This window comes from Lactiplantibacillus sp. ME-2 (genome assembly GCF_022549155.1).
GTDB lineage: Bacteria > Bacillota > Bacilli > Lactobacillales > Lactobacillaceae > Lactiplantibacillus > Lactiplantibacillus plantarum.
This window is the reverse complement of record NZ_JAKZEQ010000007.1, coordinates 56674-71797: the sequence shown is the minus strand read 5'-3', so window position 1 is coordinate 71797 and position 15124 is coordinate 56674. Positions and strand designations below refer to the sequence as shown.

Sequence of the window (15124 nt, the reverse complement as noted above, 5' to 3'; positions counted from 1 at the left end):
AGCTGCGGGTTGACTGTCGAAATCTTAGGCATGATCAGTGGTAATTTAGAACGTACAGATACAACTCCAAGGGGATATGTGCCAATTCGTTTTGGGGTGTTTCCCTAATAGGATTTGCAGTGGTGGGGTGCTATGCTGAATTTAATGAAGTGAATGGTGAAAGGAGTTTCGTCATGGCTAAGTTTAACTTTACGCTGAACGCTGCGCGGATGGACGCGAGTGGGCACTATGATTTTCAAAATGTGTTTGAATTTCCAGATTTTATTGAAATGCGGCCAACTTTGCGAGCAGCGGTACGCACGGTGGCTCGGGAGGCTTTTGATCAGCTCGTATTGCCGGTGAAGGTGGAACGGATGACGACGTCGCTGGAGGAACAATTAGAGCGTGAGACGCGCAAATATGAGCGGCAAGTCGGTGTTTATGACAATCAAAAGAGTGAGCGCAATCAGCTGGTACGGTTATTCACGCAGGTCTTACAGGTCATCAGCCGAACTGACGAAATCACTGAAGAACTTGAAGACATTATCTATGCCGTCAATCAAACTCGTCTGAGTCTGATTGGGCTACCAGCACTTGAAGGTACTGGCGAACTATACGATGCCGACCGCGATCGTGAACTGATTGCGGGGACGTACTATTATTTTGTGACCCGTCTGTTAGTACGGCCATATTTACGCGATATACAGGGTGACTTGGTTCCAGAGAACGTCACGGCGGCGGGCCGCCACTTAGTCGTCCGGATGACCACGTATGCTTACCGCGATTGGGACGCGTACCTGGTCCATGAATACGATGAACAACATCTGATCAAAAACGAGAAGGGGCTGACGAATACAGCGTATTATGACAAGCTGGAAGCGGTCGAATTAAAGTATGCTGATCATATTTATGCCGAGGTGTTGGCCGACACTTATCAGGAGTTTGTGAAGGTGTTAGTCCCCGATCAGCTAGAACGTTTTGAAATCATGTCGAGTGACTTGCGGCCGTTATTAGCTAAAAATCCGGGGTTGCGCATTCGATTGGCCGCCATTGTCAATCGGCATTTTAAGTTGGACCAGGATGGCTATGAGCACGTGATGGACGCGCCCCTGCAAGAAATCAAACAAAAATACCAATTTTATCGTGAAAACTTTAGTTGAGGAGGCAGTTGCTGATGACTGTAGATGCACAGTTAGGTACCGAGGCGTTTGAAAAAGTGATCTTTATGCTCGACGTCGTCCCGACCAAAGACAATATCCAGGAATTTGCCATGCAAGGTAACTTATACCCAGAACCAATCGATGAGACCGCGTGGGCGTTGCCAGGCTACCTGTCAGATGACTACAATATCTTCTTAGTCTTAGCTCCGAACGTCTTGAATCATTGGACCGTGACGTGCGCGCAAGTGACCATTGAAAACGGGTACGACATCACTGAGATGAGCAACGTTGTCCCGACCGGCACTGGCATGAATGCGGTGGCCCATGCCAGTAAGGCGGGGGCCATCGAACTATTGGCCTATTTTAAGACCTTGGAAGCCAATGGACTAGGACACTTTGATGATGAAGTCTGGCAGTATGTGTAGCGCGAAGGTTGGCAAAAAATTGTAAATTGTGATAGCAAAATAGCGTAGTTGTTCGGTAGTCGTAATGGGCTGATTATTGAACAACTATTTTTTGATATATTTAATAAACAAATAAAAATCGTTGGTAATCAAATATTGATTATCGTTTATCGATATGATATCTTAATGGTAAGAATACGGGGGTGTAAATTATGTCAAGAATGATGAAGATGGGAACGGGAACGTTGAGGGTGATTTTGTGGTTTGCATCAATATTAATTTGGTTTAGCATTTTTGTCCCGATTGAATATCTCGTTAATTATTTTTCGGGCGAAACGACAAATTATATTTTACACAGTGATGACTTTATGATGCCGATTAAGACTCATGTTGCGAGTACGAACGCGATTGCTAGTTTTCCGTCAGGACTTTATACGACGTTAATGATTATTGGTTATATTCTGATGCTAGTTGGCGTATTTATAACTATTCAGGCAGTTTCAGCGATTGTCAGGCATATTCAGAAACAAGACTATTTTTCAACTGAAAATAGTCAACAGATGAATCGAATCGTAAAAGGTCAGATATGGATACTGGGCTCGTCGTTGTTAATGGCTTGTGCAAACCAATTGACGGTTAGTTGGCTATATCGGATTAGTCAATTTGGCCTTGGATGGGACAACTTGCTGAGCGCTTTTGTTGACCTAATTATCTTTGCCTTAATTGCTATGATTTACACTCGCGCCGTTAACATGAAGACTGAGAGTGATTTAACTATTTAAGAGGGAGGGTTGTCGTAATGATCAGGATTACCTTGAATGTCGTCATGGCACAACGTAACATGACGACCAGTGAATTAGCTAAACGAGTCGGCATTACGCCAACCAATATTTCAATTTTAAAGACTGGCAAGGCCAAGGCGATTCGATTCAGTACATTAGAAAAGATTTGTGCCGTCCTGGATTGTCAGCCGGGTGACATTATTAGTTACGTTGCTGATAAGTAGTGGTTGTCAGACATAAGAAATTCTTATCAAATTCACAGGCACAAACTATTTTACCTTCTTTGACTAATTTGATAGACTTAAGTTAAGAAAGTTGAGGTGACTGATTGAGATGGCTAGTCATAGGCAAATGATTGACAAACTAGTGTGGTGTTGTTACTAGCGCAGTCTGCGTTAGTAACGATGCACAAACTCAATTTTTAATCTTAACTCGGAAAAAGTAACGAGTAGTCAATTTTTAGGTGAAAGAGGGATTTTATGAACAATTTTCAAAATGACCCACAACCACGGACCATCAACACACAAGTTGGCCTCCGTAGTTTCCTAACTAAAATGTATGGGTTTATGACAATCGCCGTGTTAGTTTCGGCCTTTACCGTTTACTTAGCGATGACCACGTTCCAAGCACAAATTAATGCCGCCTTTTCACAACACCCATTCATCTTCTTGATGATCTTCATTGTCAGCATGTTTGTGATGATTGGTGGGATTCAAGTCAACGCGACACGCAATCCAGCGATGAGCTTCACCTTACTGATGCTCTTTGCCATCATCTTTGGGGTTGAAATGTCAGTGACCTTGTCCTTATACACGGGTGCCGTTATCACCGGTGCGTTCGTTGCAGCTGGAGCTGTATTTGCGACCATGGCGGTGATTGGGACGACGACTAAGCGTGATATTTCACGTATTGGGACGCACTTGATTGCAGCCTTGATCGGGTTGTTTGTCGCTTCACTGGTCAATATGTTCTTACAAAGTGCCATGATTAGTTACATCTTTTCATACATTGGTGTATTGATCTTCGCCGGCTTATCCATGTGGGACGCTAACCGGATGCGCAACATGTATTTGCAATATGGTGACCAGGTTTCATCGACTGGTTTGGCCGTTACTGGGGCCTTACAATTATACTTGGACTTCGTTAACTTGTTCCTCTACTTCGTCCAAATCTTCGGTGGCTCAAGCCGCGACTAATCATTAAGATAATTATTAAGGATTATGACCAAGATGTCATAATCCTTTTAATTTACCGAAAATGGGTTATTTCACGGGTTTTCGGTGGACCGAACTCCCGTTTTACTTAATTGTTTGGTACAATTATAAGGGTAAATAATTAGTCGTTCAGCCTGTACTGACAGGCGCTGCGAATCAGACCGCCAATCGAGTGGTATTAATGGTCTGAGTGACGGATTTTCATAAAAATGATGATTTAAATTAAGAGATGGGGAGCAAACTAATGGCAAAAAAATTATTACTGATTGATGGTAACAGTGTGGCATTTCGGGCGTTCTTTGCGTTGCATAGTCAACTGGAACGGTTCGTAAATCCAGACGGCCTGCATACCAACGCCATTTATGGCTTCAATACAATGCTTGACCACATGATCAAGGCAGTCGAACCCACGGATATGTTAGTGGCTTTTGATGCGGGTAAGACCACGTTTCGAACAGCCATGTACGATAATTACAAGGGCGGCCGGGCTAAGACGCCTAGTGAGTTTTCTGAACAAATGCCGTATATCAAACAGCTATTAGACGCGTATGGTATCAAACATTATGAATTAAAAGACTACGAAGCCGATGACATTATTGGCACACTGGCCGGTCAAGCGGATCAAACCGGCTACACCACGACGGTCGTCACTGGTGACCGTGATTTGACGCAGTTGACGACCGAGCATACCACGGTGGCCGTGACCGTTAAAGGTGTTTCTGAAGTGGAACACTATACGCCGGCGCACGTTGAAGAAAAGCTGGGCATCACACCGGCACAAATTATTGACATGAAGGGGTTGACAGGTGATACCTCGGATAACTATCCGGGTGTCACCAAGGTTGGTGAGAAGACCGCCCTTAAATTACTCAAACAGTATGGTACGATGGAAGGCATTTATGAAAACATCGATGCCATGAAGCAGAGCAAGATGAAGGAACATCTGATTGAGGATCGCGAACAAGCGGCGCAGGCTAAGGTGCTAGCAACAATCAAGCGGGATGCGCCGATTGATGTTCAATTGGCTGATTTATCCTATGATGGCCCGGATCTTGACCAGCTGGCCGCGTTTTATCAGAAGATGGACTTTCAATCATTTTTGAAGAAATTACACCTACAGTCGGACGAACCAGCAACGCCCGTTGATTATACCGTCTTGACGAAAGCTAACCTGACGGAATTGCAACAATTTACCGATCACGTGGACTTTTATTTGGAGATGCCAACGCCGAACTACCACACGTCGGCCTTTGCTGGCTTTGCCATCGGAGCGGATGATCACTGGTACATCAGTCGGGATGTGGAATTATTAATGCAACCGACTGTGGCTGATCTCTTGAGTAGCACAACGATTACCAAGGACGTTTTTGATATGAAACGCACGACGGTCGGGCTTAATCGTTTGGGTATTCAGCTAGGTAAAGTCGATTTTGATCTTTTACTCGTTTCATACTTATTAGATACAAATGATAACAGTAACGATTTGGGAAGTTTAGCTGAGCAACACGGGTACACTGACTTACCGAGTGACGAGACCGTTTATGGTAAGGGCGTTAAGCGTGCCATTCCTGAAGATGATGACGTCTTCTTTAGTCATCTCGCCCGGAAATTGGCCGCAATCGCTAGTTTGAAGCCACAGTTATTAAAGGAATTGGCAGCCAATGAGCAGGATCAACTTTACGATGATATCGAAAAACCGATGGCTAATGTCTTAGCTCAGATGGAAATCGCCGGCATTACGGTCGACAGCAGTCGACTTAAAGCCATGGGCAGTCAGTTTACAGAACGGTTGAGTGAAATTGAACAGACGATTTATCAAGAAGTCGGTGAAGAGTTCAATATTAATTCACCTAAGCAACTAGGTCACATCTTGTTTGAAGAAATGAAATTACCCGTAATCAAGAAGACCAAGACAGGGTATTCTACCGCCGTAGACGTTCTAGAAAAGTTAGCACCGGAAGCACCAATCGTCGCTAATATTTTACAATATCGGCAGATCTCGAAGATTCAATCGACCTACGTTGTCGGTTTGTTAGATGCCATTCATTCTGCTGATCAAAAGGTGCATACGCGCTACTTGCAAACGTTGACCCAAACCGGCCGGTTGTCGTCCGTTGATCCAAACTTACAAAACATTCCGGTGCGCTTGGAAGAAGGGCGTAAGATTCGACAAGCCTTTGTTCCTAGTCATGAAGGTTGGCAGATTTTCTCGTCTGATTATTCGCAAATCGAATTACGGGTTCTCGCGCATATTACTGATGATGAAAATATGCAGGCCGCTTTTAAAGCGGGTGATGATATTCATGCCGCAACGGCCATGCGAATCTTTCATTTGAACTCAGCTGAAGAGGTGACGCCAAATATTCGACGGCAAGCCAAGGCGGTTAACTTTGGAATCGTCTATGGAATTAGTGATTACGGCTTGTCACAAAATATCGGCATTACGCGTAAACAGGCTCGCAGCTTTATTGACGCTTACTTCAAAGAATATCCGGGTGTCAAAAAGTATATGGATGAAATTGTCCAAACGGCGAAAAAACAAGGTTATGTGGAAACCATTTCACATCGACGCCGGTACTTGCCAGATATTAATTCCAAGAGCTTCAACCAACGCTCATTCGCTGAACGGACAGCCATGAATACCCCCATCCAAGGGAGTGCGGCTGATATTATCAAGATTGCGATGATTAAGATGCAAGATAAGTTACAGGCTGCGGGTTTGAAAGCAACCATGCTGTTACAAGTTCATGATGAATTGATTTTTGAAGCGCCAAAAGAAGAAATTCCAGTTTTAGAAAAATTAGTGCCAAGCGTGATGGATTCCGCCGTACAGTTAGCCGTACCGTTAAAGGTTGAGAGCCACTACGGTGATACTTGGTACGATGCAAAATAGGGGGAACCACCATGCCTGAATTACCTGAAGTTGAAACTGTTCGTCGCGGCTTAAATCGTCTGGTTAGCGGGGCAACGATTGCTAGTATCGAGGTTTTTTGGCCGAAAATTATTAATAATGATGTCGATAGTTTCAAACAGCGTTTAGCCAACCAAACGATCCAGACCATTGATCGGCGGGGGAAGTATTTATTGTTTCGCTTTAGCAATGGTCTGACGATGGTGTCGCATTTGCGGATGGAAGGCAAGTATAATGTTGTACCGCGTGGTGAAGATCAAGGTAAACACACGCACGTGATCTTCCATCTGACCGATGATCGTGATTTGCTGTACAACGATACGCGTAAGTTCGGGCGAATGACGCTCGTGCCGACCGGTGAAGAAAACACGGTGGCGGGATTGCGGACAATTGGCCCGGAACCCGTTGCTGAACAGTTAACACTGGCTTATATGACGGCCACTTTTGGCAAGTCGAAAAAGATGATCAAGCCACTATTATTGGATCAAAGTAAGATTGCGGGTATTGGGAACATTTATGCGGACGAAACGCTATGGATGAGTAAGATTCATCCAATGCGGCCTGCTAATTCACTAACTACTGATGAGATTGCAACATTGCGCCAAAACATTATTGATGAAATGGCGATGGCAATTAAAGGTCACGGCACCACTGTTCATTCATTTTCAACGGCATTTGGTGAGGCCGGTCAGTTTCAAAATCACTTACACGTCTATGGTCGTGAAGGGGAACCTTGCGAACGGTGTGGCACGATTATTGAGAAAATCAAAGTGGCACAGCGAGGGACCCATTTTTGCCCGTTAGAACAACGGTTGTAGGTGATCAAGATGACAAAGTTGATTGGATTGACTGGTGGCATTGCCACTGGTAAGTCGACTGTTTCTAAGCTGCTGGCAACTAAGCTACCAATCGTTGATGCGGATAAAATTGCGTGGCAGGTTGAAGGGCCAGGCCAACCGACGACCCAAAAGATTGTGGCGCACTTTGGTCAGCAAGCAGTGCTGGCAGACGGGCGGCTGAATCGGCCATGGCTTGGCCAGTTGGTTTTTAACGATGCTCAAGCTTTACAAGCCTTAACCGCAATTACACGGTTACCGATTCAGTACGCGATGTTCGAAGCGATTGTCGCGGCGAACCAGCAACAGCCCGACGCAATTATTTTAGATGTGCCGTTGTTATTTGAAAGTGGCTGGCAACATGTTTGTGATCAAGTGTTGGTTGTGACGGCATCACCCGCCGTAGTATTGCAGCGGTTGATGGCGCGTAACCACTTATCGCAACAGGCGGCTCAGGCACGAATTGACAGCCAAATGCCACTTGCACAGAAGGTCGCAAGGGCTGACGTTGTCATTGATAACGGGGCCAACATTGATAAAACTAAAGCAGCCGTGTTAAAATGGCTGAAAACTATTACTAAATAAAGAAAAACTGATTGTTAGTTGTTACAAGGGGTGAGAAGTCTATGCAATGTCCACATTGTCATCATAATGGCTCCCGCGTGGTTGACAGTCGACCAACTGATGATGGTCGCGTGATTCGACGGCGCCGGGAATGCGAAAACTGTGGGTTCCGGTTCACAACATTTGAACGGGTCGAAGCCACGCCATTATTAGTCATTAAGAAAAATGGTGCCCGCGAAGAATTCAATCGTGAAAAAGTCTTGCGCGGAATTATTCGCTCGGCCGAGAAACGACCCGTTAGCATGGAAACCATGACGGGCGTCGTTGATGATGTTGAAAATAAGGTCCGGTCACTGGGCGAAAATGAAATTTCAAGCCAAGTTATCGGCGAGTATGTCATGGAGCAATTGGCAGATATTGACGAAATTTCGTACATTCGTTTTGCCAGTGTTTACCGGCAATTCAAGGATATGCACGTCTTCTTGAATGAACTCCAAGATATGATGGAGCGTGATAAGGTCAAACTGGCAAAACCGTCAGCGAAGACGACCCACGCACCTAAACGAAAAAAAGATTAGTGAAAAAGAATGGTGAACAACATGCCAAATGATGAACCCTTAACACCCAAAACTGGGTTAGTGGTCCCGCAAGCACCAGCGCTCAGTGCGGCGCAACAAGCTGTATTGGCGGAATTATACTTGCCACTGATGGGGCCATTGGCATATAGCTTGTACGCGGCGTTACGTAGCTTACAGAGTAGCGAGAATGAGCTGAGCAATCGACGCAGTCACGCGGAACTGCTGGGCATCCTAAATGTGGACTTGCCGACGGTGTTAGCGGCTCGGCGTAAACTTGAAGCAACTGGCTTGTTGCGCAGCTATTATCAACAAGATGAATTGGGTGCCATGTACATTTATCAATTACAAGCACCATTACTGGCGTTACAATTCTTTGCGGATGATCTATTGAGTGTCCTATTGTTAGATACGGTCGGTGAGTTACGTTATCAACAACTTGCTGGCGATTTTGCAGCACAGCCGATTGACTTGACGGCTGCCAAAGACGTGACGGCAAATATCTTAGATGTGTTTCACGTTGATAGTCAAAAAGTTACGACGCCACCTCTTTCAGTGCAAAAGGTGCGCGCCCAATTGGCGGCCAATGAACCGGCCGAGGATCACTCGCCCGTGCTCAGTGACGATGACTTTGACTGGCAACTGTTGGGGCAAATTTTAAAGCAGAACTATGTTGATCTCAAACAGGTTGCGAGTTCACGGCAACTGATCATTACGGAAAGTCGGGTCTACGGCATCAGTGAGATTGAGATGGCTAAGTTAATCAGTGAAGTGGCTAGTTTAACAACGGGTCAGTTTGATGAAAATCAATTGAAATTATTGATTGCGCGGCGCTATGAACGGCCCGCAGTTTCGAGTCAGCAGGTCGCTACGGAAGCAACGGTTGCAACGACGACCACTAAGGATAACAAGGCTTCAGCACAGCTCTCAACGGCTGAGCAGCAACTCGTGACGTATGCTAAGCAGACAGCGCCGTATGACTTTTTATCAGCTTTGAAGCAGGAGAAACATGGTTTTGTGACGAGCGGTGAGAACCGACTAGTTCATGATTTAATTGGTCGGGGGGTATTACCCAATGCCGTCATCAACATGGTGATCTACTACTTATTGCAAAATCGGGAGTTAGCTGCCCTTAATCGTAATTTGCTAGAAACAGTCGCCAATGATTGGCAACAACACGGCATTACGACGCCGGAAGCGGCTTTGATGTATTTGAAGCAACGTAAACAGCCGAAATCAACACCAACACGGCGCAAGAACAATCGACCGACGCGTAAGGAGATTATGCCAAAGTGGGCCCAACAACAGCAACAGACTGAGAGTGGTAAGCAACCAGCTCAGACCGGTAAACAAATTACTGCTGCCCAACGCAAACAGCTTGCTGATCGACTAGCAAAGCTTGAGACAAATTCGGAAAAGGAGGACTAAAACATGGAGAATATCTCAGAAACACTCCGGACGTTAATGAATCGGAAAAACTTGAATCATCGGTATGAGGCGTTAATGACAGCTGTGTACCAAGATCCAGATGTTCGCCAGTTTTTAGCTGCTCATCAAAACGAATTATCTTCGGATGCGCTAGAACGTTCAGCGGCTAAATTATATGAATTTTGTGAAGAGAAACGTAAAATTGCGCGGCACGAGCCAACTCAAGCACCTGGGTATCAGCCGACATTAGTGATGAGTAATCACTTGATTGACATTGCTTATCAGCCAACACCACAAATGCAAGAACAGCAAGCTGCTCACGCATTGCAACAGCGGGTTCGATCAATCAGCATGCCGAAAAATATTCAGACGGCGGACTTAAAGACGTATGATCAAGATGGTGACCGGGCGACAGCATTAATGGCAGCACTTGATTTTATTGATGCCTATACACAAGCGCCCAAGCGTTTTCACCGGGGCTTATATCTCTACGGCTCATTTGGTGTCGGTAAAACTTATTTACTCGGTGGGATGGCGAACGCGTTGGCAGCTAAGGGTTTCAATACGACCTTGATTCATTTTCCGAGTTTTGCGGTCGAGATGAAGCGCTCAATTAGTAACAATACGTCGGCGGATAAGGTCGATGCGATTAAACGGGCACCGATTCTCATGATTGATGATATCGGTGCGGATGCTTCGTCGACTTGGATTCGGGACGATGTGCTCGGGGTTATTCTGGAGTATCGAATGCAGGAGGAACTGCCAACTTGTTTCTCGTCTAATTTTTCGATGCAAGAATTGCAAGATGGTTATTTGACGCTCTCACAAAAGGGTGATGAAGAACCAGTCAAAGCGCAGCGAATCATGCAACGGGTACGTTACCTTGCGAGTGAGATTGAGATGGTCGGTCGTAATCGACGACTCAATCCCGATGCTTAAAATCAAGAGTTGACTTTTAGTTTAAAAGTGGTTTAATGAAAACAGATGCAAAAGACACGCTTTGTTTACCATGGATTGCAGAGACCAAGACCTTGTTCTGGAAGTCTTGGACCGGGTTTACGAAGATACCACTTTTGTGAACATGCTCAATTGAGCCGGAACGCTTCCGTTATTAGCGCTAATGAGTCAGTGTCTTTGATGACACTGAAAAATCGGGTGGAACCACGTCAATGACGTCCCTAATGCTAGTTCAGTCTGGCATTAGGGACTTTTTTGTCGTCCCGGCGCGGTGTTTTGGTGAGTGGGTAAATTTTAAGGAGAGTGTCAAGTATATGGCAAGTATTAATGTTAAGTTCCCAGATGGTGCTGAAAAGCAATTTGATGCCGGCGTAACGACGGAAGAAATTGCAAAGTCAATTAGTCCTTCATTGGCTAAACGGTCGGTTGCTGGTAAGTTCAACGATCAGATCGTGGACTATCGCCAACCACTGACAACCGATGGTAGTATCGAAATTATCGCTGCTGATAGTGAAGACGGCCTCAATGTTTTACGGCAAACGGCTGCCCAAGTATTAGCTAACGCGGTTAAACAATTATTCCCTAACATTCATTTTGGGAGTGGTGAAGGGAATGCCAACGGTTTCTTCTTTGATACCGACAATCCTGACGAAGACGGTAAACAAGTCAGTGAAGATGATTTGGAAGCCATCAGTGATAAGATGGCTGCAATTATCAAACAAGATTTACCAATCGAACGCGAAGTCTTATCAAAGGCTGACGCTTTAGCTTTAGTTGGTGACAACCCTTACCAACAAGACTTAGTTAACGAACGTGCCGCCGCCAACAATGATCAAGTCGTTGTTTACAAGCAAGGGGACTTCGTTGATTTATCTGACGGTGCCCAATTAGCTTCAACGGGGAAAGTCAAGGTCTTCAAGTTATTATCCGTTGCCGGTGCATACTGGCAAGGTAAGTCCAGCAATCCAATGTTACAACGGATTTACGGGACGGCCTTCTTAAAGCAAAAAGACTTAGATGCTGACCTCAAGCGGCGTCAAGAAGCCCGCGAACGTGATCACCGGGTCATTGGTAACGAATTAGACTTATTCTTCGTTGATCCTAAGGTCGGGAATGGCTTGCCTTACTGGATGCCAAATGGTGCAACGATTCGTCGCCAAATCGAACGTTACATTATCGACAAGGAAGTTGCAAATGGCTACCAACATGTATACACGCCAGTTTTAGCTAACTTGGACGTTTACAAGCAATCTGGTCACTGGGACCACTACCGTGAGGACATGTTCCCACCAATGGACATGGGTGACGGCGAACAATTGGAATTACGGCCGATGAACTGCCCATCACATATCCAGATTTACAACCATCACATTCGCTCATACCGTGAATTACCATTGCGGATCGCTGAACTCGGCATGATGCACCGTTACGAAAAGTCTGGCGCCTTAACTGGATTATCACGGGTTCGTGAAATGACTTTGAACGATGGTCATACCTTCGTTGCGTTGGATCAAATTGAAGAAGAATTCAAAAAAATCTTGAGTTTGATGGTTGAAGTATACGAAGACTTTGACATTTCTGATTACCGGTTCCGTTTGAGCTACCGTGATCCTGAAAACAAGGAAAAGTACTTCGATGATGACGCTATGTGGGAACGCAGTCAAAAGATGTTGAAGTCCGCTATGGATGATATGGGCTTGGATTACTTCGAAGCTGAAGGTGAAGCTGCTTTCTATGGTCCTAAGTTGGATGTTCAAACTAAGACGGCCCTTGGTGGTGAAGAAACCTTATCAACTATCCAATTGGACTTCTTGTTACCAGAACGCTTTGACTTGAAGTACGTTGGTGCTGATGGTGAAGAACATCGTCCAGTTATGATTCACCGTGGTCTTGTTTCAACGATGGAACGGTTCGTCGCTTACTTAACTGAAATTTACAAGGGTGCTTTCCCAACCTGGTTAGCACCTAAGCAAGTAACAATCATCCCAGTTAACAATGGTGCGCACGGTGCCTACGCTGAAACCGTTCGTCGTCGTTTGGCAGCTGAAGGTGTTCGGGTAAGTATCGATGACCGTAACGAAAAGATGGGTTACAAGATTCGCGAATCACAAACGAAGAAGGTTCCATACTTGTTAGTTGTCGGTGACCAAGAAGTTGCTAACGGGAGTGTTTCAGTTCGGAAGTACGGTGAAGAACGGACTGAATCCGAAGCCGTTGACATGTTCATTGGTGCCATCACGCAAGAAATCAAGCATTACAGTCGTGGTGCAAGCAAATAATTAACAGCCAATGGCATCAATATTGATTGATGGGTTGACAAGGGCCGTGGTTCTTGTTAATATATTGGAGTTGAGAAAAAAAGCAGAAGCACCCGCTTCTCGCCTTGGTGACCAGAGTCATCGGGCAGATGAACGATGAATTGATTCCCATTAACGGGGTTGAGCGGGCGTACTATGCGCCCGCTCTTTTTGTGAATTTCTCTAAAATATTTCGGAGGTGAATTACCATAGCTAAGGATTCAATGGTTAATGACGGCATCCGTGCTCGCGAAGTACGTTTGATCGCCAGCGATGGTGAACAATTAGGTGTCAAGTCACGACAAGAAGCAATGCAGATTGCTGAAGACGCTAGTTTAGATCTAGTATTGGTTGCGCCGAAAGCAAAACCACCCGTGGCCAGAATTATGGATTATGGGAAGTACCGTTTCGAGCAACAAAAGAAGGATCGGGAAGCCCGTAAGAAGCAAAAAGTGGTCAGCATCAAAGAGGTCCGCTTGAGCCCAGCTATCGACACCAATGACTTTAACACGAAGCTGAAACATGCTGAAAAGTTCTTGTCAAAAGGTGACAAGGTTCGCGTCTCCATCCGGTTTAAGGGCCGCGCTATTACCCATAAGGATATTGGTCGCCAAGTCTTAAATCGAATGATTGAAGCTACTAAGGAATTTTCTACGGTCGAAGCCTATCCTAAGATGGATGGACGGAGTATGTTCCTAGTACTAGCACCAAAAACAGATAAGTAATTTCTAGGAGGATTATTGATTATGCCAAAACAAAAGACAAACCGCGCTGCTGCAAAGCGTTTCAAGGTAACTGCTAAGGGTAAGATTAAGAGCGCCAACGCTTTTACTAGTCATCGTTTCCATGGTAAGACTAAGAAACAACGTCGCCAATTACGTGGTACGGCTATTATCGAAAAGCCAATGGTCAAGACATACCACAAGTTATTACAAAAATAATTCACAACGTTTTAGTTAAATCTAGGAGGAAATAACATGGCTCGAGTAAAAGGTGGAACTGTAACACGTAAACGTCGCAAACGGATTTTAAAATTAGCTAAAGGTTACCGTGGTGCTAAGCACATCCAATTTAAGGTTGCTAAGGACCAAGTAATGAAGTCATACCTATACGCCTTCCGCGATCGTCGCCGGCGTAAGAGTGACTTCCGTCGTCTTTGGATTGCCCGGATTAACGCGGCAGCCCGGATCAACGACATCAGCTACAGTCAATTAATGCACGGTTTAAAGTTAGCTAACGTTGACGTTAACCGTAAGATGTTAGCTGATTTAGCTGTTAACGATGCTGATGCTTTCAAGGCATTGGTTGACACTGCTAAAAAGGCACTTGCTTAATTTAAAACTTAATTAGGGCTTGCTCTAATGTTTGAACGACCGTCATCCTGTATGGGTGGCGGCCGTTTTTTTTGACGCTTGATTAAGGGAACACGATTCCTGGACAAGATGGTTCGGTGTGTTGACGTCCTTACTGAATCTTGAGATTGATTTGACACATTATTGTGATATAGTAACGATGTAATCGCTTACATATGTGTTGATTAATTATTTGGCTGGGAGCTTTGGAGAAGGGGTGTCATCATGGTAACAGTTTTACCTAAAGCAGTTAAGGTCTGGATGGGCGCCAACATCTTGCAGATTGAGTTTGATAATGGGGAGTTTTGATACATGCGTACACATTTCATTGATGACTATGTTTCTGCGTGGTCACCAAAAAAGGGTAAGGGGAAGCGGCGCAATTTGTGGTTAATGCCATCTTGGGAATGGTTGGGTGCTAATGCTCGGATTGAACCGGATGGCACTGTCGTGTTGTTCGAAAAGGATGTTTATACGGCCCAAGAACTTTGGCATAATAGTGTGACGCGAATTGACTTGGTCTCTGGCGTGCACTGATTCATAAAAGATGATGCCAAATAAAAATGGACTTGGTCATTTGACTGAGTCCATTTTTTGATGCCGCTTGGAGTATACGTGGATAACGGCCTAAGTGAGCCATTTAGTGCGCGACTCTGATTTATGAA

The 15124-nt window shown here is 45.0% G+C and carries 16 protein-coding genes and 1 other annotated feature; all 16 genes read left to right on the top strand.

Annotated features, from left to right (window positions below; genetic code table 11):
* The first annotated feature begins 173 nt into the window (after positions 1–173).
* The 16 genes from MMY95_RS04125 to MMY95_RS04050 all read left to right on the top strand — a co-directional run bounded on the left by MMY95_RS04125 (position 174) and on the right by MMY95_RS04050 (position 14996).
* A complete protein-coding gene (locus MMY95_RS04125; protein ID WP_027822356.1) occupies positions 174–1139 on the top strand; it encodes a hypothetical protein in 966 nt (321 codons plus the stop codon).
* 14 nt (positions 1140–1153) lie between these two features.
* The gene (locus tag MMY95_RS04120; protein WP_187345450.1) at positions 1154–1564 is read left to right on the top strand and encodes a hypothetical protein; all 411 of its coding nucleotides are present in this window, start codon (positions 1154–1156) and stop codon (positions 1562–1564) included.
* A 191-nt stretch (positions 1565–1755) separates the two neighbouring features.
* A complete protein-coding gene (locus MMY95_RS04115; protein ID WP_241277512.1) occupies positions 1756–2325 on the top strand; it encodes a DUF2975 domain-containing protein in 570 nt (189 codons plus the stop codon).
* Positions 2326–2342: 17 nt separating this feature from the next.
* Positions 2343–2549, top strand: a complete 207-nt coding sequence (locus MMY95_RS04110) for a helix-turn-helix transcriptional regulator (protein WP_011101450.1) — start codon at positions 2343–2345, stop codon at positions 2547–2549.
* A 255-nt stretch (positions 2550–2804) separates the two neighbouring features.
* Positions 2805–3521, top strand: a complete 717-nt coding sequence (locus MMY95_RS04105; protein WP_003640270.1) for a Bax inhibitor-1/YccA family protein — start codon at positions 2805–2807, stop codon at positions 3519–3521.
* Between the two features lie 262 nt (positions 3522–3783).
* Complete coding sequence (gene polA / locus MMY95_RS04100) at positions 3784–6432, top strand: DNA polymerase I (protein WP_241277511.1); 2649 nt, start codon at positions 3784–3786, stop codon at positions 6430–6432.
* 11 nt (positions 6433–6443) lie between these two features.
* Entirely contained in the window at positions 6444–7268 is an 825-nt protein-coding gene (gene mutM / locus MMY95_RS04095) for a bifunctional DNA-formamidopyrimidine glycosylase/DNA-(apurinic or apyrimidinic site) lyase (RefSeq protein WP_003640272.1), read from the top strand.
* Positions 7269–7277: 9 nt separating this feature from the next.
* The gene (gene coaE, locus MMY95_RS04090; RefSeq protein WP_011101452.1) at positions 7278–7871 is read left to right on the top strand and encodes a dephospho-CoA kinase; all 594 of its coding nucleotides are present in this window, start codon (positions 7278–7280) and stop codon (positions 7869–7871) included.
* 41 nt (positions 7872–7912) lie between these two features.
* Complete coding sequence (nrdR, locus tag MMY95_RS04085; RefSeq protein ID WP_003640274.1) at positions 7913–8428, top strand: transcriptional regulator NrdR; 516 nt, start codon at positions 7913–7915, stop codon at positions 8426–8428.
* A 21-nt stretch (positions 8429–8449) separates the two neighbouring features.
* Positions 8450–9853: a DnaD domain protein gene (locus tag MMY95_RS04080; RefSeq protein ID WP_003644285.1), complete on the top strand. Its 1404-nt coding sequence runs from the start codon at positions 8450–8452 to the stop codon at positions 9851–9853.
* A gap of 3 nt (positions 9854–9856) precedes the next feature.
* Positions 9857–10792, top strand: a complete 936-nt coding sequence (gene dnaI / locus MMY95_RS04075) for a primosomal protein DnaI (RefSeq protein ID WP_003644286.1) — start codon at positions 9857–9859, stop codon at positions 10790–10792.
* Between the two features lie 332 nt (positions 10793–11124).
* The gene (thrS, locus tag MMY95_RS04070) at positions 11125–13089 is read left to right on the top strand and encodes a threonine--tRNA ligase (protein ID WP_033608604.1); all 1965 of its coding nucleotides are present in this window, start codon (positions 11125–11127) and stop codon (positions 13087–13089) included.
* A gap of 74 nt (positions 13090–13163) precedes the next feature.
* Positions 13164–13287 (top strand) — a sequence feature (ribosomal protein L20 leader region).
* Between the two features lie 44 nt (positions 13288–13331).
* A complete protein-coding gene (infC, locus tag MMY95_RS04065; protein WP_003640278.1) occupies positions 13332–13832 on the top strand; it encodes a translation initiation factor IF-3 in 501 nt (166 codons plus the stop codon).
* A gap of 21 nt (positions 13833–13853) precedes the next feature.
* The gene (rpmI, locus tag MMY95_RS04060; protein WP_003638526.1) at positions 13854–14048 is read left to right on the top strand and encodes a 50S ribosomal protein L35; all 195 of its coding nucleotides are present in this window, start codon (positions 13854–13856) and stop codon (positions 14046–14048) included.
* A 36-nt stretch (positions 14049–14084) separates the two neighbouring features.
* Complete coding sequence (rplT, locus tag MMY95_RS04055) at positions 14085–14441, top strand: 50S ribosomal protein L20 (RefSeq protein ID WP_003640279.1); 357 nt, start codon at positions 14085–14087, stop codon at positions 14439–14441.
* Positions 14442–14771: 330 nt separating this feature from the next.
* Positions 14772–14996: a hypothetical protein gene (locus MMY95_RS04050; protein WP_238352300.1), complete on the top strand. Its 225-nt coding sequence runs from the start codon at positions 14772–14774 to the stop codon at positions 14994–14996.
* Positions 14997–15124: the final 128 nt, after the last annotated feature.

Coding starts and splice junctions, on each gene's coding strand:
- MMY95_RS04125 (WP_027822356.1), top strand. CDS start 174: ATGGCTAAGTTTAACTTTACGCTGAACGCTGCGCGGATGGACGCGAGT.
- MMY95_RS04120 (WP_187345450.1), top strand. CDS start 1,154: ATGACTGTAGATGCACAGTTAGGTACCGAGGCGTTTGAAAAAGTGATC.
- MMY95_RS04115 (WP_241277512.1), top strand. CDS start 1,756: ATGTCAAGAATGATGAAGATGGGAACGGGAACGTTGAGGGTGATTTTG.
- MMY95_RS04110 (WP_011101450.1), top strand. CDS start 2,343: ATGATCAGGATTACCTTGAATGTCGTCATGGCACAACGTAACATGACG.
- MMY95_RS04105 (WP_003640270.1), top strand. CDS start 2,805: ATGAACAATTTTCAAAATGACCCACAACCACGGACCATCAACACACAA.
- polA (WP_241277511.1), top strand. CDS start 3,784: ATGGCAAAAAAATTATTACTGATTGATGGTAACAGTGTGGCATTTCGG.
- mutM (WP_003640272.1), top strand. CDS start 6,444: ATGCCTGAATTACCTGAAGTTGAAACTGTTCGTCGCGGCTTAAATCGT.
- coaE (WP_011101452.1), top strand. CDS start 7,278: ATGACAAAGTTGATTGGATTGACTGGTGGCATTGCCACTGGTAAGTCG.
- nrdR (WP_003640274.1), top strand. CDS start 7,913: ATGCAATGTCCACATTGTCATCATAATGGCTCCCGCGTGGTTGACAGT.
- MMY95_RS04080 (WP_003644285.1), top strand. CDS start 8,450: ATGCCAAATGATGAACCCTTAACACCCAAAACTGGGTTAGTGGTCCCG.
- dnaI (WP_003644286.1), top strand. CDS start 9,857: ATGGAGAATATCTCAGAAACACTCCGGACGTTAATGAATCGGAAAAAC.
- thrS (WP_033608604.1), top strand. CDS start 11,125: ATGGCAAGTATTAATGTTAAGTTCCCAGATGGTGCTGAAAAGCAATTT.
- infC (WP_003640278.1), top strand. CDS start 13,332: ATGGTTAATGACGGCATCCGTGCTCGCGAAGTACGTTTGATCGCCAGC.
- rpmI (WP_003638526.1), top strand. CDS start 13,854: ATGCCAAAACAAAAGACAAACCGCGCTGCTGCAAAGCGTTTCAAGGTA.
- rplT (WP_003640279.1), top strand. CDS start 14,085: ATGGCTCGAGTAAAAGGTGGAACTGTAACACGTAAACGTCGCAAACGG.
- MMY95_RS04050 (WP_238352300.1), top strand. CDS start 14,772: ATGCGTACACATTTCATTGATGACTATGTTTCTGCGTGGTCACCAAAA.